The organism is Hydrogenophaga sp. UC242_53 (genome assembly GCF_042696965.1).
In the GTDB taxonomy this organism is placed as follows: Bacteria; Pseudomonadota; Gammaproteobacteria; order Burkholderiales; family Burkholderiaceae_C; genus Hydrogenophaga.
Genome location: NZ_CP170552.1, coordinates 2584366 through 2603226, shown reverse-complemented (window position 1 = coordinate 2603226; position 18861 = coordinate 2584366). Strand labels below are relative to the sequence as shown.

10 protein-coding genes and 3 pseudogenes are annotated in these 18861 nt (G+C 69.5%); 10 read left to right on the top strand and 3 right to left on the bottom strand.

Annotated elements, in window-relative coordinates:
* Nucleotides 1–9: 9 nt before the first annotated feature.
* A complete protein-coding gene (locus ACFJI0_RS13045) occupies nt 10–1173 on the top strand; it encodes a mechanosensitive ion channel family protein (RefSeq protein ID WP_382325396.1) in 1164 nt (387 codons plus the stop codon).
* Nucleotides 1174–1199: 26 nt separating this feature from the next.
* A complete protein-coding gene (locus ACFJI0_RS13040) occupies nt 1200–1640 on the top strand; it encodes a nucleoside deaminase (RefSeq protein WP_382325394.1) in 441 nt (146 codons plus the stop codon).
* A 12-nt stretch (nt 1641–1652) separates the two neighbouring features.
* On the opposite strand, the gene ACFJI0_RS13035 is transcribed toward ACFJI0_RS13040, so the two are convergent.
* On the bottom strand, nt 1653–2285 hold the full coding sequence (locus ACFJI0_RS13035; RefSeq protein ID WP_382325392.1) for a Crp/Fnr family transcriptional regulator: 633 nt from the start codon (nt 2283–2285) through the stop codon (nt 1653–1655).
* A gap of 310 nt (nt 2286–2595) precedes the next feature.
* Between ACFJI0_RS13035 and ACFJI0_RS13030 the strand changes: the two are divergent.
* Together ACFJI0_RS13030 and ACFJI0_RS13025 are read left to right on the top strand one after the other, a co-directional pair.
* A pseudogene (locus tag ACFJI0_RS13030) lies at nt 2596–4141 on the top strand (methyl-accepting chemotaxis protein).
* Between the two features lie 10 nt (nt 4142–4151).
* Entirely contained in the window at nt 4152–5762 is a 1611-nt protein-coding gene (locus tag ACFJI0_RS13025) for an ATP-binding protein (protein ID WP_382325390.1), read from the top strand.
* A gap of 17 nt (nt 5763–5779) precedes the next feature.
* Here ACFJI0_RS13025 and hpnC read toward each other — a convergent pair whose 3' ends face one another.
* On the bottom strand, nt 5780–6679 hold the full coding sequence (hpnC, locus tag ACFJI0_RS13020; RefSeq protein WP_382325388.1) for a squalene synthase HpnC: 900 nt from the start codon (nt 6677–6679) through the stop codon (nt 5780–5782).
* A gap of 122 nt (nt 6680–6801) precedes the next feature.
* On the opposite strand from hpnC, the pseudogene ACFJI0_RS13015 reads away from it, so the two are divergent.
* The 3 genes and pseudogenes from ACFJI0_RS13015 (at nt 6802) to ACFJI0_RS13005 (ending at nt 12310) form a co-directional block, all read left to right on the top strand.
* Nucleotides 6802–7915 (top strand): annotated as a pseudogene (locus tag ACFJI0_RS13015) (efflux RND transporter periplasmic adaptor subunit).
* Between the two features lie 8 nt (nt 7916–7923).
* Entirely contained in the window at nt 7924–11091 is a 3168-nt protein-coding gene (locus ACFJI0_RS13010) for an efflux RND transporter permease subunit (RefSeq protein WP_382325387.1), read from the top strand.
* Between the two features lie 316 nt (nt 11092–11407).
* Nucleotides 11408–12310: a LysR family transcriptional regulator gene (locus ACFJI0_RS13005; RefSeq protein WP_382325386.1), complete on the top strand. Its 903-nt coding sequence runs from the start codon at nt 11408–11410 to the stop codon at nt 12308–12310.
* Nucleotides 12311–12313: 3 nt separating this feature from the next.
* Here ACFJI0_RS13005 and ACFJI0_RS13000 read toward each other — a convergent pair.
* Nucleotides 12314–13562, bottom strand: a pseudogene (locus ACFJI0_RS13000) (D-amino acid dehydrogenase).
* A gap of 183 nt (nt 13563–13745) precedes the next feature.
* Between ACFJI0_RS13000 and ACFJI0_RS12995 the strand changes: the two are divergent.
* The 3 genes from ACFJI0_RS12995 to ACFJI0_RS12985 all read left to right on the top strand — a co-directional run bounded on the left by ACFJI0_RS12995 (nt 13746) and on the right by ACFJI0_RS12985 (nt 18860).
* On the top strand, nt 13746–15077 hold the full coding sequence (locus ACFJI0_RS12995; RefSeq protein ID WP_382325384.1) for an aspartate aminotransferase family protein: 1332 nt from the start codon (nt 13746–13748) through the stop codon (nt 15075–15077).
* Between the two features lie 118 nt (nt 15078–15195).
* The gene (locus ACFJI0_RS12990) at nt 15196–16173 is read left to right on the top strand and encodes a TAXI family TRAP transporter solute-binding subunit (RefSeq protein ID WP_382325382.1); all 978 of its coding nucleotides are present in this window, start codon (nt 15196–15198) and stop codon (nt 16171–16173) included.
* 104 nt (nt 16174–16277) lie between these two features.
* Nucleotides 16278–18860, top strand: a complete 2583-nt coding sequence (locus ACFJI0_RS12985; RefSeq protein ID WP_382325380.1) for a TRAP transporter permease — start codon at nt 16278–16280, stop codon at nt 18858–18860.
* Nucleotide 18861: the final 1 nt, after the last annotated feature.

The window sequence follows — 18861 nt, the reverse complement described above, 5'->3', positions numbered from 1 at the left end:
CGATGGGCCATGAACATGGTTGACTGGCTCCCCGAAGGTTTCCCCCCGTTTCTCGCCGCCTGGCTGCCCACCCTGGTGCTCGTGCTGCCGCTGTGCCTGCTGGCCGAGCTACTGTTCCGGGTCGGCCGCCGCGTGGTGCGGCGCGCCGCGCAGCGCGCCCCCATGGTGGCCAGCGTGGGGCGCGCCATCGAGGCGCCGGCGCACCTGGCGCTGCAGCTGCTGGCCCTCAATCTGGCCTGGCAGCAGGGCCCTGAAGGCCTGCCGGGGGTGGATCGCCTGCTCACGCTGCTGCTCATCGGCGTGTTCACCTGGCTGCTGGCGCGCGTGGTGCAGGGCGTGGCGCGGGGCGTGAACGAGGCCAACCCGCTGGCGGTGTCGGACAACCTCTCGGCGCGCCGCATCCAGACCCAGACCATGGTGCTCTCGCGCACCGTGCAGGGGCTGGTGGTGCTGATCGGCGTGTCGCTGATGCTCATGACCTTCCCGGCCGTGCGCCAGATCGGCACCAGCCTGCTGGCTTCGGCGGGCGTGGTGGGCATCGTGGCGGGTTTCGCGGCGCGGCCGGTGCTGGGCAACCTGATCGCGGGCCTGCAGATCGGCCTGAGCCAGCCGATCCGCATCGACGACGTGGTGATCGTGGAGAACGAGTGGGGCGTGATCGAGGAGATCACCGGCACCTACGTGGTGGTGCGCATCTGGGATCAGCGGCGCCTGGTGGTGCCGCTGCAGTACTGGATCGAAAAACCGTTCCAGAACTGGACGCGCCGCACCTCGGAGCTCATCGGCACGGTGTTTCTCTGGGTGGACTACCGCATGCCGCTGGCGCCTCTGCGCGAGGCCTTGCAGGCGGCCTGCGAGAAGTCGCCCCACTGGGACAGGCGCTTCGCGCTGCTGCAGGTGACCGAAGCGGGCGAGAAGGCGATGCAGCTGCGCTGCCTCGTCACGGCCGCCTCGGCCCCCGCGGCGTGGGACCTGCGCTGCCATGTGCGCGAGCACCTGATCGACTTCATCCAGCGCGAGTACCCGGGCTATCTGCCGCGCCACCGGGCCGAGCTCGACCCGCCCGAGCCGGCGGCATCGGGCCCCGTGGTCAACGGACCGCCGCCGGTGGAGGGTGGCGCGGCCGAAATGGAGACGCCCAGCACGCCCAGCCCGCCACCGGGCCGTGGCTGAACACGATTTTTTTGAAAGGAAACCCCATGGACCCGTTCATGCAAGCCGCCATCGACGAAGCCCGGCTGGGCCGCGAGGAAGGGGGCATCCCGATCGGCTCGGTGCTCGTGCACCAGGGCCGCATCATCGGACGCGGCCACAACCGGCGGGTGCAGCAGGGCAGCGCCATCCTGCACGGCGAGATGGACGCGCTGGAAAACGCAGGCCGGCAGCCCGCGCGGGTCTACCAGGAATCGGTGATCTACACCACGCTCTCGCCGTGCCCGATGTGCAGCGGCGCGATCGCGCTCTACGGCATCCCGAAGGTGGTGGTGGGCGAGAACCAGACCTTCCTGGGCGAGGAAGACTGGCTGCGCGGCCGGGGCGTGGAGGTGCAGGTGCTGCAGGAACCGAGCTGCGTGCACCTGATGCGGGACTTCATCGCCGCCGAGCCCGGGCTCTGGAACGAGGACATCGGCGAGCCCTGAGGCGGCGCGGGGTCAGGGGCTGGCCGTGGCCTCTCCGGTGCCGCGCGGCCTGACCACTTCGCAGTGCCAGCGGTCGTGCCGCAGGATGTGGCCGGCCGCCTCCAGCTGGCGCAGCGAACGCGCGATGGTCTCGCGCGTGGTGGAGAGCAGGGCGGCCAGCGCCACGTGGCTGGGCAGGCGGATCGCCTGACTGCGCTGCTCGCGCGCGTACAGCTGCAGCGTGGCGAGCAGTTTCTGCTGCAAGCCCTTGATGCGCATGACGCGCGACCAGTCGGCCAGCTGGCCGTGCGCGTCCACGATGTGCGCCTGGATGCAGGCGTGGAACTGGCGGTCCACCACGCCCAGGCGGTAGAAGTCGGGCACGTCCACGCTGCAGACCCGCCCGGTGGAGAGGGCCTGGGCGCCGATCTGCTCCTGGTGCCCATAGACCGCGTAGCCCCCGAGGGTCTTGCCCCGGCCGAGCAGGGCCACCGGGTGCGGCTGCCCGTCCTCGCCCTGTCGGGTGCGCATCACGGCGCCGATCTTGATGATGGAGATGCGCTGCGCCACCACGCCTTCGAGCTGGAGCGCATCGCCCTTGCCGAAGGCCGATTCCTCGATGCACGAGGCCAGCAGCTCGCGCGAGGCGTCCGGCAGACCGCCCATGAGGCAGACCTGCAGCGTGGCGCAATGGCCGCAACGCGTCCGGCAGCGGGGCGGCGGGACAGGCGTGGCATCGGTGGGCGCGGTCGGCTGTTTCATAGGGGCCCCGGGATTTAAACAAGGGTTCCTCCCCAGTAGACGCGAAACAGGGGCCTGGAAACGCGTGCTGCGTCACATCCGTTGCAGATTCCCGGTTTTCTGCTGCGTTTTTTGAGATGCCTCAAGGCGCTTGTGTGCCGAAATGGGGTCACATGCGGTCCTCTGCGGACCGTGGTGCGAGACCCCCACCTCATTGAGAGCGAGACACTTGCCCATGCGAAACAACCAGCCCGTGACGCAGCAGGAATACGAGTTCGATGAACGCAGCACCCTGCTGTCGACCACGGACACGCAGAGCCACATCGTTCATGCCAACGCGGCGTTCGTGGAGGTCAGCGGCTTCACCGCCGAAGAGCTCATCGGCCAGCCCCACAACCTGGTGCGCCACCCCGACATGCCGGCCCAGGCCTTTGCCGACATGTGGGCCACGCTGCGCCAGGGCATGCCCTGGTCGGCCCTGGTGAAGAACCGGCGCAAGAACGGCGACCACTACTGGGTGCGCGCCAACGCCGCGCCGGTGATGCGCAACGGCGTGCTCACGGGTTACCTCTCGGTGCGCACCAAGCCGGGCCGCGAGGAGGTGCAGGGCGCCGAGGCGCTGTACCGGCGCTTTCGCGAAGGCCGGGCGCAGGGCTGGCGCTTCTTTCGCGGGCTGGTGGTGCGCAGCGGCCCGCTGGCCTGGCTGTCCTGGAACGGCTGGCTGGGCGTGAGCGGGCGCATCCGCCTGGCGCTGCTGCTGCCCGGCCTGGGCATGGCCGCCGCCCTGGCGTTCTCGGGCCTGCCGGCCGGGCGCGCCGCGTGGACCGTGGGCCTGCTGGTGCTGCTGCTGGCGGGGAGCGCGCTGTGGTTGCAGCGGCAACTGGCCGCGCCGCTCAAGCTGGTGCTGCGGCAGGCCCAGCGCGTGGCCAGCGGGCACGCTGGCGGGCTGGCCAGCCTGAACCGGGTGGACGAGATCGGCATGCTGTTGTTGACCGTGAACCAGTCGGCGCTGAACCTGCGCTCGCTGCTGGCCGACATGTCGACCCAGGCCACCGGGGTCTCGGTTGCGCAGCGGCGAGATCGCCCACGGCAACGACGACCTGAGCAGCCGCACCGAACAGACCGCCGCCAACCTGCAGCAGACCGCGTCGTCCATGGAGCAGCTGGTGGCGACCATGCGGCAGAACGCGAGCGCGGCCCAGGACGCGGCCACGCTGGCGCGCCAGACCAGCGAGGTGGCGAGTTCGGGCGGCGAGGCCATGCGGGCGATGGCGCGCACCATGGAGCAGATCACGCGCTCGAGCCACCGCATCGCCGAGTTCGTGGACATCGTGGACGGCATCGCCTTCCAGACCAACATCCTGGCGCTCAACGCCGCCGTGGAGGCCGCGCGCGCGGGCGAGCAGGGGCGGGGTTTCGCGGTGGTCTCCACCGAGGTGCGCACGCTGGCGCAGCGCAGCGCGAACGCGGCCAGGGAGATCCGCGAACTGATCGACGGCAGCCTGGCCGGCATCCGCGAGGGCGCCACCCAGGTCGAGGCCACGGGGGCGCGCATGAACGAGATCGTGGCGCAGGTGAGCGACCTCACGCGGCTGATCACCACCGTCAACGCGGCCTCGGTGCAGCAGACCCGCGAGATGGAGCAGCTCAACACCGCCGTGGGGCGGCTCGACGAAATGACACAGCAGAACGCGGCGCTGGTGGAGCAGAGCGCCGCCGCGGCCAACGCCCTGAACCACCAGTCGCAGAGCATGAAGAGCGCGGTGGGCATCTTTGCCTGAGGAGCAGACCATGTCCCCGACGCCCATGCCCGCCGCCGAAGATGTGATGCGGCGCTTCCAGATGCTGGAGATGATCGTGGAGAACACCTCCAACATGGTGGTGGTGACCGACGAGGAGCGCCGCATCACCTGGGTCAACGCCGCGTATTCGCGCATCACCGGTTGGCGGTTGGACGAATGCGTGGGCCGCCGCCCGGCCGAACTGCTGCACGGGCCGCAGACCAGCGCCCTGTCGCTCTCCCGCCTGGGTGCGATGGTGCGGCAGGGGCAGGCGGTGCGGGACTTCGAGTTGCTGAACTACAAGCGCTCGGGCGAGCCGTACTGGGTGTCGCTCAACATCGAGCCGATCCGGGACGCGGCGGGCCGGCTGACGAGCTACGTGTCGATCCAGACCGACATCACCGAGCGCAAGAAGCGCGAGCTGCTCACCGCCGACCTGCAGCACCGGCTGGAGCTGGCGCAGCGGCTGGCGCGGCTGGGCCGCATCGAACACGACGAGGACACCGGCCGCTCGCGCTGGACCTCCGAGATCTACCGCATCCTCGGTTGCGAACGCGACGAGGAGGCGCGCGGCGTGCAGGCGTTCATGGCGCACGCCCACGAGCAGGACCGGCCGATGCTGCAGGCCGCGCTGGACGCGGCCCTGCGTTCGGGCGACGAGATCGACGTGGAGTTCCGCGTGGTCACCGCCACCGGCGCCTGCCGCTGGGTGCGCTGCCGGGGCGTGCCGCACGTGGGGTCGAACGCGGTCGAGCTGCCGCTCACGTTCTCGGTGCAGGACGTCACGCTGTACAAGAACCTGATCGAGCAGCGCCACCGCCGCAACGAAGACCTGAACCAGCAGGTGCTGATGCGCACGCGCCAGCTGGAGGAGGCCTACGGCTCGCTGGAGGAGTTCTCGTACGCGCTTTCGCACGACCTGCGCACGCCGCTGCGCCACATCGCCGGGTTCGCCGAGCTGCTCAAGGAAGAGGTGAGCGCGGGCGACGTGCAGGGCGGCCTGCCGTACTGCGACAAGATCATCCGCGCCGCGGTGCAGATGAGGCACCTCATCGACGGCATGCTGTCGTTCGCGCGCCTGGGTCGCAAGGGCATGAAAGTGGGGACGGTCGACATGGCCGCGCTGGTGGACGAGACCGTGGCGGCGCTGGCGATCGACGCCGGCATGAAGAAACTGCGCTGGCGCATCCAGCCCGGCCTGCCCACGGTGCAGGGCGACCCGGTGCTGCTGCGCGAGGTGTGGGTCAACCTGCTGGACAACGCGGTGAAGTACGCGTCCCACCGCGAGGTGATCGAGATCGAGGTGGGCTGGCGCGCGCTGCCCGATGGCACCGAGTTCCACGTAAGCGACAACGGCGTGGGTTTCGAGCCGGGGCAGGCGGAGCGGCTGTTCGGCATGTTCCAGCGCCTGCACAGCGACCCGCGCTTCGAGGGCGCGGGCATCGGGCTGGCGCTGGTGCGCCGCATCGTGGAGTACCACGGCGGGCGCATCTGGGCCGACGCCTGCCCCGACCAGGGGGCCAGTTTCCATGTGTTCCTGCCCTTGACGGTGGCGCCGGACGCCCCCGACGAGGCCCACGGGCGGCCCGAGGACGCGCCGCCCGTGGGCCGCAGCGCCTGAAAAGCGCCTGAACAGGCCTACATCCAGAGCGCTCGCCAGGCCAGCCGGGGCAGGTCGCTCTTGTGCAGCGTCACGCGGGTCTGCCAGCTGCGGTGGTGCTGGGCGGCAATGCCGTCGAGGATGCGCAGGCCGCCTTGCACCACCAGGCGCAGCTCCCAGCCGGCGCGGCCCGGCACGCGGTGCACCAGGGGCGCGCCCTGCTGCATGAGGCCACGCGCGTAGGCGCAGAGCTCGGCCACCACGGCCTGCATGGCCTGTTCCTTGCTGCCATGGTTCGATTCGAAGTCGGCCACGGCCACGCCCTGGCGCCGCAAGGTGTCGGCCGGCAGGTAGCAGCGCCCGCGCGGCAGGTCCACGCTGATGTCCTGCCAGAAGTTGATGAGTTGCAAGGCGCTGCAGATCTGGTCGCTCTGGCGCAGCGAAGCCTCGTCGCGCACCCCATACAGGTGCAGCAGCAGGCGGCCCACCGGGTTGGCCGACAGCCGGCAGTAGGCCAGCAGCTCGGGGGTGTCGGCGTAGCGGTGACCGCTCGCGGTGTGGCGCACGTCTTGCTCGAAGGCGCTGAGCAGGTCGTGCAGGCACGGGGCGGGCAGGGCATGGCGGCGCGCGGCCTTGCCCAGCGCGCGGAAGATGCCGGGCCAGCGCGCTTCGGGCATGTCCAGCGTGGAGCGCGAGGTGGGTTGCAGGCAGCGGTGCAGTTCGGCGCGGTAGGCGGCCAGGTCGGCCAGGCGCTGCGCCGCTTGGGCATCGCCTTCGTCGGCAATGTCGTCGGCCGTGCGGGCGAAGTGGTAGATGGCGCCCACGGCCGGACGCAGCGCCGGCGGGCACAGCCAGGAGGCGACGGGGAAGTTCTCGTAGTGCCCGACACCCGAGCCCAGCGGCGTCGCGTCAGCCCCGTTGGATGACGTTTTTGTCATGAAGAAGGTTCATGGATTTGATCTACAATTTTGATTACTAACCGGTCAGTCATTAGTGTAGGGCGCCATGAGCGCTCTTTCACGCTCTCTGTGTTTCCACCCCCGCACCCGCCTGCAACACCATGAAAACACCGCATTTTGTCCTGATCGTGACCGCCGCCCTGGTGCTGTCCGCCTGCTCCCGCCCGCCCGCGCCGCAGGAGCCGATCCGCTCGGTCAAGCTGCTCACCGTGGGCACGGGCAATGTGGTGGCGCGCAGCGAGTACGCCGGTGAGGTCAGGGCGCGCACCGAGTCGCGCCTGGGCTTCCGGGTGGGGGGCAAGCTGGTGCAGCGCCCGGCCGAGGTGGGGCAGCGGGTGAAGCCGGGCCAGTTGCTGGCGCAACTGGACGCGCAGGACCTCGCGCTCTCCAGCCAGGCCGCGCAGGCCCAGGTGAGCGCCGCGCAGACCCAGCGCGACCTCGCCGCCGCCGACCTCAAGCGTTACCAGGACCTGCAGGCCCAGGGCTTCGTGAGCGGCGCCGAGATCGAGCGCCGCCAGGCCACGCTGCAGTCGGCCGAGGCCACGCTGCGCCAGGCCAAGGCCCAGGGCGCGGTGCAGGGCAACCAGGCCGGCTACGCGCGCCTGCTGGCCGATGGCGCGGGTGTGGTGCTGTCGGTGGACGCCGAAGTGGGGCAGGTGGTGGCCGCCGGCACGCCGGTGGTGCGGGTGGCGCGCGATGGCGCGCGCGACGTGGTCATTGCCGTGCCCGAAGACCGGGTGGCCCAGATGCGGCCCGGTGCCACGGCGCAGGTGCGGCTGTGGGCCGGCGCGGGCGCGGCCCCCGGTGCCGCGGCGCCGCTGGAGGCGACGGTGCGCGAAGTGGCGGCCAGTGCCGACGTTGCGCACGCGCACCTACCAGGTCAAGCTCTCGCTGCCCGATGGAGCGGCCGTGCCGCTGGGCGCCACGGCCTATGTGACGCTGGGCGGCGCGAGCGACGCGCCCGCCGTGATCAAGCTGCCCACCAGCGCGTTGGCGCGTTCCGACCAGGGCGACCGCCAGGGCTCGGCCGTGTGGGTGTTCGACGCCGCCGCCAGCACGGTGCAGCCGCGCCCGGTGCAAGTGGCTGGCGCCGATGGCAACGAGATGGTCATCGTGGCCGGGCTCAAGCCCGGTGAGGAAGTGGTGCGCACCGGGGTGCATGTGCTCTCGCCGGGGCAGAAGGTCACGCGTTTCACCGCCGCCGCCACGCAGTGAGGCCCGGCATGAACGACGCCTCACCGACGACGAACAACGCCGGCGAACCCGCCGGCTCCTGGGTCTCGCGCTTCAACCTGTCGCAATGGGCGCTGGACCACCAGGCCTTCACCCGCTACCTGATGATCGTGCTGATGGTGCTGGGCGTGGCGGCCTACTTCCAGCTCGGCCAGGACGAGGACCCGCCGTTCACCTTCCGCGCCATGGTGGTGCGCGCCTACTGGCCTGGCGCCACCGCCGAGCAGGTCGCCGAGCAAGTTGCCGACCGCATCGAGAAGACGCTGCAGGAAGTGCCCTACGCGGACAAGATCCGCAGCTACTCCAAGCCGGGCGAGACGCTGATCATCTTCCAGCTCAAGGACTCCTCGCCGCCGCAGGAGGTGCCGCAGATCTGGTACACGGCGCGCAAGAAGGTGGGCGACATGCGCGCCACCTTGCCACAGGGTGTGGTGGGCCCGTTCTTCAACGACGAATTCGGCGACGTGTACGGCGTGATCTACGCGCTGCAGGGCGAAGGTTTTTCGCCGGCCGACAAGAAGCAGGTGGCCGACGACGTGCGCCAGCGCCTGCTGCGCGTGAAAGACGTGAGCAAGGTCGAGCTGTTCGGCGTGCAGGACGAGAAGCTCTACATCGAGATCTCGCAGAAGCGCCTGGCCACGCTGGGCCTGAACCTGCAGCAGGTGCTGGACGCGCTGGGGCAGCAGAACGCGGTGGAATCGGCCGGCACGGTGCAGACGCCGCAGGACGTGGTGCAGGTGCGCGTGGCCGGTGCCTTCAACTCGGTGGAGCAGTTGCGCGCCATGCCGATCCGCGCGGCCAACGGCACGCAGATCCGCCTGGGCGACATCGCCAAGATCGGCCTGGGTTACGTGGACCCGCCGCAGGTGCTGGTGCGCCACGAAGGGCAGGACAGCATCGCGCTGGGCATCTCCATGGCCAAGGGTGGCGACATCATCGCCCTGGGCAGGGCGCTCAAGACCACCGTGGCCGGCATCGAGGCCACGCTGCCCGCGGGCATGACGCTGGCCCAGGTGCAGGACCAGCCCAGCGCGGTGACCAATTCGGTCAACGAGTTCGTGAAGGTGCTGATCGAGGCGGTGGTGATCGTGCTCGCGGTGAGTTTCCTGGCGCTGGGCCTGCACCGGCGCCCGGGCGGCCGGGGGCTCAAGCGCTACGTGCTGGACATGCGGCCCGGCCTGGTGGTGTTCATCACCATCCCGCTGGTGCTGGCCATCACCTTCCTGGCCATGAACTACTGGGGCATCGGCCTGCACAAGATTTCGCTGGGCTCGCTCATCATCGCGCTGGGCCTGCTGGTGGACGACGCCATCATCGCGGTGGAGATGATGGTGCGAAAGCTCGAAGAGGGCTACGACATGATGCGCGCGGCCACCTTCACCTGGGACGCCACGGCCATGCCCATGCTGACGGGCACGCTGATCACGGCCGCGGGCTTTCTGCCGATCGGCCTCGCAGATTCCACCACCGGTGAGTACACCTTCGCGATCTTCGCGGTGACGGTGCTGGCGCTGGTGATCTCCTGGGTGGTGGCGGTGCTGTTCGTGCCCTACCTGGGCGTGGTGCTGCTCAAGGTGAAGCCGCACGCCGAGGGCGAGCCGCACGAGGTCTTCGACGGACCGTTCTACGTGCGTTTCCGCGCCGTGGTGGACTGGTGCGTGCAGCACCGCTGGCTGACCATTGGCGCGACCATCCTGACCTTCGTGCTCGGCATCGTCGGCATGGGCTCGGTGCAGCAGCAGTTCTTCCCCGATTCGAGCCGGCCCGAGATCCTGGTGGACATCTGGCTGCCCGAGGGCAGCAGCATGCCCGCCATGGACGAGGTGACGCGCCGCGTGGAAGGCCGGTTCGCCAAGGAAGAGGGCGTGCGCAGCGTGACCACCTGGGTGGGCTCGGGCGTGCCACGCTTCTACCTGCCGCTGGACCAGATCTTCCCGCAGACCAACGTGTCGCAGATGATCGTGCTGCCCCAGGACCTGAAGACGCGCGAGCACCTGCGCAAGGCCTTGCCGGCCTTGCTGGCGACCGAATTCCCCGAGGTGCGCGGCCGCGTGAAGCTGCTGCCCAACGGCCCGCCCGTGCCGTACCCGGTGCAGTTCCGCGTGGTGGGCACCGACCCGCAGGTGCTGCGCGGCCTGGCCGACGAGGTGAAGCAGGCGATGCGCGAGAACCCGAACATGCGCGGCGTGAACGACAACTGGAACGAGTCGGTGAAGAAGCTGCGGCTGGAGGTGGACCAGGCCAAGGCGCGCGCGCTGGGCGTGTCGAGCCAGTCGATCGCGCAGGCCTCGCGCACCTTGCTTTCGGGCACCACGGTGGGCCAGTACCGCGAGGGCGACAAGCTGATCGACATCGTGCTTCGCCAGCCGCTGGACGAGCGCGACGCGATCACCAGCCTGGCCAATGCGTATCTGCCCACGGCGAGTGGCCAGGCGATTCCGCTGTTGCAGATCGCCAAGCCGGTGTTCGACTGGGAGCCGGGTGTGTTGTGGCGCGAGAACCGCGACTATGCGATCACGGTGCAGGGTGACGTGGTCGAGGGCTTGCAGGGCGCGACGGTGACGGCCGAGCTGCAGCCGAAGCTCAAGGCGATCAGCGACGGCTGGGCCGCGCGGGGTCTGAGCGCGTACCACATCGAGGTGGCGGGCGCGGTGGAGGAGAGCAGCAAGGGCTCGGCTTCGATCGTGGTGGGCGTGCCTTTGATGTTGTTCATCGTGTTCACGTTGCTGATGCTGCAGTTGCAGAGTTTCAGCCGGTCGATGCTGGTGTTCCTGACCGGGCCGTTGGGCATGGCGGGGGTGGCGGGGGCTTTGCTGTTGCTGAACCGGCCGTTTGGTTTCGTGGCTTTGCTGGGGGTGATTGCCTTGATGGGGATGATCCAGCGCAACTCGGTGATCCTGATCGATCAGATCGAGCAGGATAGGGCGCGCGGTGTGCCGGCCTGGGACGCGATCGTGGAAGCGGCTGTTCGGCGGATGCGGCCCATCGTGTTGACGGCGGCGGCGGCGGTGCTGGCGATGATTCCGCTGTCTCGCAGTGTGTTCTGGGGACCGATGGCTGTCGCGATCATGGGGGGGCTGATTGTGGCGACGGTGCTGACCTTGCTGGCTTTGCCGGCGATGTACGCGGCCTGGTTCCGGGTTCGACGGCCTGTCTGAGTTTCGTTTCTCTCTCTCTGAGACCTCGCGGGCTCGGAGGCGGGCGGCGCTCTGCTCCGCGGGTGTCCCCCGGCGGCTGGTGCCGCCTCCTCCTTTACCCCGCTGCGCAGAACGCCACCCACCTCCGGGCTACAAGAGGTCATGGCACACCAACGCTTCGCATGCCCATAGGTCATCGGCGAGGGCGGGGTGAGGGCGCAGCGAAGTAAAGGAGGAGGGGCGGCGAAGCCGACCCGGGGGACATGAGCGGAGCCCTCAACCCGCCCTCGCCGATGACCGCTCCAGCCGGAGAAAAACATCGACAACAATAGGCCGCATGCGCCTAAGACACATCGAAGTTTTCAACGCGGTGATGCTCACCGGCAGCGTGAGCGCCGCCGCCCGCATGATCAACGTCACGCAACCCGCCGTGAGCCGCACGCTGCAGCACGCCGAGATCCAGCTCGGTTTCCAGCTGTTCCAGCGCGTCGGCGGGCGCCTGCGGCCCACCGCCGAAGCGCAAACCCTGTACCCCCACATCGAACGCCTGTTCGCCCAGCTCGACGAAGTGCAACGCCTCTCCGCCAGCCTCAAGGCCGGCCGCGGCAAAGGCGAGCTGCGCGTGCTCACCGTGCTCGCCCTGAGCTACGAAGTCTTCCCGCGCGCCATGCGCCTGTTCCGCGAAAAACACCCCTCCGTGCGCGTGCACCACGAAGCGCTGCATTCGCCCCAGATCATCTCCTCCCTCGTGCTGCAGGAAGCCGACGTGGGCTACGTCTTCAGCGCCGTGTCGCACCCCGCGCTCGTGCAGGAACAACTGGCCGACCGCCACGTCGTGTGCGTGGTGCCCAAGGGCCTGCTGACCGCGCGCCAGGTCAAGGCCGGCACCATCACGCTGACGCAACTCTCCAGGCTGCCCGTGATCGCCCTCGACGGCCAGGACCCGCTGGGCCTGCTGCTGGCCCACACCGTGCGCGACAGCGGCGCCGGGCTCAAGGAAGTGATGACCGTGCAGACCTACCACGTGGCGCTGGCGCTCGCGCACCACGGCGTGGGCGTGGCGATGGTGGAGAGCTGCACCGCCGCCTCGGCCGATCTCACCAAGGTCGACGTGCTCAAGCTCGAACCCACCGTGCCCACCACGGTGCGCATGCTGCGGCCCACCGCGCGGCCGAATTCGCTGACCACGCGCGCCTTCACGCGCTGCATGCAACAGGCGCTGCTGGAGACGGCGGGCTGAGTTTCAGAGGCCGCTCTGGCGCAGTTGCGCCGCGAGCCGCTGCGCGCTGCCGAAGGCCAGGGTGAAGCCCAGGGCACCGTGTCCGGTGTTGAACCACAGGTTGTCGGGCCCGCCGCGCAGCCGCCCCCAGCACCGGCAGGCCGGTGGGCGTGGCCGGTCGCAGGCCGGCCCAGGGCCGCAGATCGTCGCTGCAGCGCGCGTCGGGGAACAGGGCCTGGGCGCTGGCCACCAGCGAGTCGATGCGGTCGACGGGGATGTGCGTGTTCTCACCCACCAGTTCGGCCATGCCGGCCACGCGCAGGCGCGAACCCAGGCGCGCGAACACCACCTTGCGCGCGGCATCGGTCACGTTCACACGCGGCGCCGCGCCAGGTGCCTCGCTCACGTCCAGCGTGAGGCTGTAGCCCTTGAGCGGGTATACCGGCACGCGCAGGCCCAGCGTGCGCGCCAGCGGGTGCGAGGCGGTGCCGAGCGCGACCACGAAGGCGTCGGCCTCGATCGGGCCGCGCGGGGTGTCGGCCGCCACGATGCGATCGGCCGAGCGGGTGAGCCGGGTGACCGGCGTGTCGAACGCGAAGCGCACGCCCTGCGCGAGCAACAGGCGCAGCAGCTCCAGGCAGACCTGGTGGCAGTCGGCCGCGCACTCGCTGGGTGTGTGGATGGCGCCCGCGAAGCGCGGCGCGTAGCCCGCCAGCGCGGGTTCGATCGCCACGCATTCGGCGGGCGAGAGCGCGTGCTGCGTTGGGCTGCCGAGTTCGCGCTGCAAGGCCATCTGGCGGCGCGCGGCGGCGAAGCTGGCCTCGTCGGCGCACAGCACCAGCTTGCCGGTGGCGGAGAAGTCGCAGGCGATGCGTTCCTCGGCCATCAGGCGTTCGAAGCCGGCGCGGCTCTCGGCCGCCAGGGCCAGCAGGCTGGCCGTGGTGCGCCGAGACACGCCAGCGCGGCAGGCGGCCAGGAACTGCAGGCCCCAGGCCCATTGGTGCGGGTCGGGCTGCAGGCGCAGCTTCAGCGGTGAATCGGCCGCGAACAGCAGCTTGGGCAACTGGCGCCAGATGCCCGGGTCGGCCAGCGGTTGCACGTAGGCGTAGCTCAGCTGCGCGCCGTTGGCCGCGCTCGCGCCGGTGCCGGCCTGCGCCCGGTCGACCACGGTGACCTCGAAGCCCTCGCGCCGCAACTGCCAGGCCGCCGCCAGCCCGACGATGCCGGCACCGAGCACGCACACGTGGGGGCGCCGTTGGGAGGAAGCGTTCATGGGGCGAACTGTAGGCAAGCCGCGCCAGAGCGAAAAATGCCAATCGCGACAAGGCCCATGCCGCGAACTCATGGACAGGCCATAACCGAAAGGCATGGAACGGGGTGAAAAAGGCATTTTTCCCAGGGCGCCGACGCTGCCTACACTGCGCCTGAATTGCTGTCCCCACCCCGTCCTTCCTGCATGAGTTCCACCCGCGTCTTCCACCGCCAGTTGCACCGCCCCATGCCCTTTGCCGTGAGCGGCCAGGGCATCACCCTGACCGACCAGGCCGGCAAGACCTACCTCGACGCCTCGGGCGGCGCGGCCGTGTCCTGCCTGGGCCATGGGCACCCGGATGTGCTGGCCGCGATGCACGCGCAGATCGACCAGCTGGCCTACGCGCACACCAGTTTCTTCACCACCGAGGTGGCCGAGGAACTGGCGAACGTGCTGATCGATTCGGCGCCGGCGGGCATGAGCCACGTGTATTTCGTGAGCGGCGGTTCCGAGGCGGTGGAGGCCGCGCTGAAGATGGCGCGCCAGTATTTCGTGGAGATCGGCCAGCCGCAGCGGCGGCACTTCATCGCCCGCCACCAGAGTTACCACGGCAACACGCTGGGAGCGCTGGCCGTGGGCGGCAACGCCTGGCGGCGCGAGCAGTTCAAGCCGCTGCTGATCGACGTGACGCACGTCTCGCCGTGCTACGAGTACCGCGACCGCCGGGCCGACGAAACCGCCGAGCAGTACGGCCAGCGGCTGGTGGCCGAGCTGTCCGAGGCCATCGACCGCCTGGGTGGCGAGAACGTGATGGCCTTCGTGGCCGAGACGGTGGGCGGCGCCACGGCGGGTGTGCTCACCGCCGTGCCCGGCTACTTCAAGGGCGTGCGCGAGCTGTGCGACCGCCACGGCATCCTGCTGATCCTGGACGAGGTGATGTGCGGCATGGGGCGCACCGGCACCCTGCATGCCTGCGAGCAGGAGGGTGTAGTGCCGGATCTGATGACGGTGGCCAAGGGCCTGGGCGGTGGCTACCAGCCCATCGGCGCGGTGCTGGCGCAGGGCAGGGTGGTGGACGCCTTCCGGCAGGGCAGCGGCCTGTTCCAGCACGGCCACACCTACCTGGGCCATGCGATCGCCTGCGCGGCCGCGCTCGCGGTGCAGCGCGTGATCCAGCGCGATGGCCTGCTGGCGCAGGTGCGCGAGCGCGGGCAATTGCTGCACGCGCTGTTGCAACAGGCCTTCGGTGAGCACCCGCGCGTGGGCGACATCCGGGGGCGCGGGCTGTTCTGGGGGCTCGAGCTGGTGGCCGACCGCGGCAGCCGGCAGTGGTTCGATCCCGCGCGCAAGCTGCACGCCCGCATCAAGAGCGAGGCCATGGCCGGCGGCCTGATGGTCTACCCCATGGGGGGCACGGTGGATGGGCGCTGCGGCGACCACGTGTTGCTCGCGCCGCCCTTCATCAGCACGCCCGCCGAGCTCGAGCAGATCGTGGCGCGGCTCGCCGGCGCCATCGACCGCGCGGTGGCCGCCTGATGGGGGAAAACCCCGTCGCCGTCGCAGCGGGTCTGCACGAAGCTTGCTTGCTCGTGAAAAGCCTTCGTGCCCGCACCCAGTTTGTTCCACCCCGTCGAAACCTTCAGGAGCCATCCGCATGAAAAAGATCCCCCTCAGCCTGAGCACCCTGGCCGCCGCAGCCGCCCTGATGACGCCCATGGCACCGGCCCAGGCGCAGCAGAAGTTCATGACCATCGGCACCGGCGGCGTGACGGGGGTGTATTACGCGGCGGGCGGCGCGATCTGCCGGCTGGTGAACAAGGACCGCGCCAAGCATGGCATCCGCTGCTCGGTGGAGTCCACCGGCGGCTCGGTGTTCAACGTCAACACCATCAAGGCCGGTGAGTTGGACCTGGGCTTCACCCAGTCCGACGTGCAGTTCAATGCGCTCAAGGGCGTGGGCCAGTTCAAGGACGCGGGCGCCTACGGCGACCTGCGAGCGGTGTTCGCCGTGCACCCCGAGCCCTTCACGGTGGTGGCCCGCAAGGAAGCCAACATCACCAAGTTCGAGGACTTCAAGGGCAAGCGCTTCAACGTCGGCAACCCGGGCTCGGGCACGCGCTCCTCCATGGAAGAGCTGCTGGCCGGCATGGGCTGGAAGCTGAGCGACTTCTCGCTGGCCTCCGAACTCAAGGCCGACGAACACGGCCCGGCGCTGTGCGACGGCAAGATCGACGGCTTCTATTACGCCGTGGGCCACCCGAGCGCCAACATCCAGGATCCCACCACCTCGTGCGGTGCCAAGCTGGTGTCCATCACCGGCCCGGCCGTGGACAAGCTGGTGGCCGAGAAGCCGTATTACGCCAAGGTCACGCTGCCCGGTGGCCTCTACCCGAACAACCCGCAGCCTACCCAGACCTATGGCGTGTCCGCCACCGTGGTGGCCTCGAGCAAGACCTCGCCCGAGACCGTGTACCAGGTGGTCAAGGCGGTGTTCGACAACTTCGACGAGTTCAAGAAGCTGCACCCCGCGCTGGCCAACCTGACGCCCGAGGGCATGGTCAAGGACGGCCTGAGCGCGCCGCTGCACGAAGGCGCGCTGAAGTTCTACAAGGAAAAGGGCTGGGTCAAGTGAGGTGACGCGCCGGGCCGCGTGAGCGGCCCGCCTTGCCATGAAGGGCGAAGGTGCTTCGCCGTTTCTTTTGACCCTCCCCACCGCCGTCCAGGCCCGGAGCGCCCATGAGCACCGACATCGAAAAAGCCCCCGAAGCCCTGCAGCAACTTGTGGCGGACAGCGACACCGGCGGACGCAAGCCCACCGGGTGGACGGCCGGTGTGGTGTTCACCGTGTGCCTGCTCTGGGCGCTGTTCCAGTACTGGTACGCCTCGCCCCTGCCGTTCGAATTCGGCATCGGCATCCTCAACGACACCGAGGCGCGCGCCATCCACCTCGCGTTCGCGCTGTTCCTGGCGTTCCTCGCCTGGCCGGCGTTCAAGCGCTCGCCGCGCAACCGGGTCCCGTGGGTGGACTGGCTGCTGGCCGGCGTGGCGGCCTTTGCCGGTGCCTACGTGATGCTCTTCTATGCCGAGCTCGCCACCCGGCCCGGCACGCCCACCACGGTGGATGTGGCGGTGTCGGTGGTGGGCCTGCTGCTGTTGCTGGAGGCCACGCGTCGCGCGGTGGGCTGGCCCATGGCCGTGCTGGCCGTGATCTTCCTGGCCTACTGCATGCTCGGCCCTTGGCTGCCCGAGGTGATCGCCCACCGGGGCGCCTCGCTCAACCGCCTGATCTCGCACATGTGGCTCACCACCGAAGGCGTGTACGGCATCGCGCTGGGGGTGTCGGCCGGCACCATCTTCGTCTACGTGCTGTTCGGCGCGCTGCTCGACCGGGGCGGCGGCGGCAACTACATGATGCAGGTGAGCTTCGCGGCGCTGGGGCACCTGCGCGGCGGCCCGGCCAAGGTGGCGGTGGTGTCGTCGGCGCTCAACGGCACCATCTCGGGTTCGTCGGTGGCGAACGTGGTCTCCGGCGGCATCTTCACCATCCCGCTCATGAAGAAGGCGGGTTATGGCGGCGTCAAGGCCGGCGCGATCGAAACCATGTCCTCGGTGGACGGCCAGATCATGCCGCCCGTGATGGGCGCCGCGGCCTTCCTGATGGTGGAGTACGTGGGCATCCCGTACTCGGACATCGTCAAGCACGCCTTCCTGCCGGCCATCCTCTCGTACATCGGCCTGTTCTACATCGTGCACCTGGAGGCGCTCAAGCTGGGCATGCAGCCCATCGTCAAGCGCACGCCCACGCCGTTGCGCGACCGCGTCATGCGCAACGCACTCGGTGTGACCGGTACCGTGGTGCTGGTCTGCGCGCTGTACTACCTGATCCTCGGCTTCAAGGCCGTGCTGGGCCCGGCGGCCCCGTATGCCGTGGGTGCGCTGGTGCTGGCGCTCTACCTCGTGGCCGTGTGGCAGGCGGCCAGCTGCCCGGACCTGGCGACCGACATCGACATCGACAACCCCAAACCGCTGCAGACCTGGCCCACGGTGCGCGCCGGCCTGCACTTCATCATGCCCATCGGCATCCTGATCTGGTGCCTGATGGTGGAGGAGATGTCGCCCGCGCTCGCGGCCTTCTGGGCCGTCACCTCGCTGGCGGTGCTCATGGCCACGCAGCACCCGCTGATCGCGCTGTTCCGCCGCCTGCCCATGGGCAACGCCTGGCAGGAGAGCTGGCGCTCGGTGCTCGACGGTTTCCACAACGGCGCGCGCAACATGATCGGCATCGGCGTCGCCACCGCCACGGCGGGCATCGTGGTCGGCGGCATCACGCTCACCGGCCTGGGCCTGCGCATGACCGAGTTCGTTGAGCTGGTCTCGCAGGGCAGCGTGATCCTGATGCTGCTGTTCGTCGCGATCTCCTGCCTCGTCATCGGCCTGGGCGTGCCGACCACGGCCAACTACGTGCTGGTGCGCACGCTGATGGCGCCGGTGGTGGTGGAACTGGGCGCGCAGTCGGGCCTGATCATTCCGCTGATCGCGGTGCACATGTTCGTCTTCTATTACGGGATCATGGCGGACATCACGCCGCCGGTGGGGCTGGCGACCTTCGCGGCCTCGGCGATCTCGGGCGAGGATTCGCTGCAGACCGGCATCCAGGGGTTCATCTACGCCGCCCGCACGCTGATCCTGCCCTTCATCTGGATCTTCAACCCGCAGCTGCTGCTGATCAACGTGGAGGACCTGGCGGAGACGCTGCGCGTGATCGCCGCCAGCATCGTCGCGATGCTGCTGTTCGCGGCGATCACCATGAACTGGTTCCGCATCAAGAGCCGCTGGTGGGAGAACGTGCTGCTCGGCATCGCCGTGGTGCTGCTGTTCCGCCCGGACGTGTTCATGGACCGCCTCGCACCCCCGTACCGCGACGCGCCGCCGGCCGAAGTGTTCGACATCGCGCGCGACAAACCCGAGGATGGCCGCATGGTCTTCGTGCTGCAGGGCACCACGCTGGAAGGGCGCGACCTGACCAAGACCGTGGCCGTGCAGCTGGGCGCCAAGGGCGAGGACGGGCGCAAGCGCCTGGACGAAGCCGGACTGCGCCTGGTCGGGCTGGGCGACCAGTTGCAGGTGGCGCAGGTCAAGTTCGGTTCGCGCGCGGCCAAGTCGGGCTTCGAGCAGGGCTGGGACGTGGTGGCGGTGAAGATGCCCTCGGGCCGGGCCACGCCGCACTGGTTCTACCTGCCCGCGCTGCTGCTGGTGGCGCTGGTCTGGTGGAGCCAGGGCCGGCGCATGGCCGTGCCACGCACCTTGAAGGTGGCCTGAC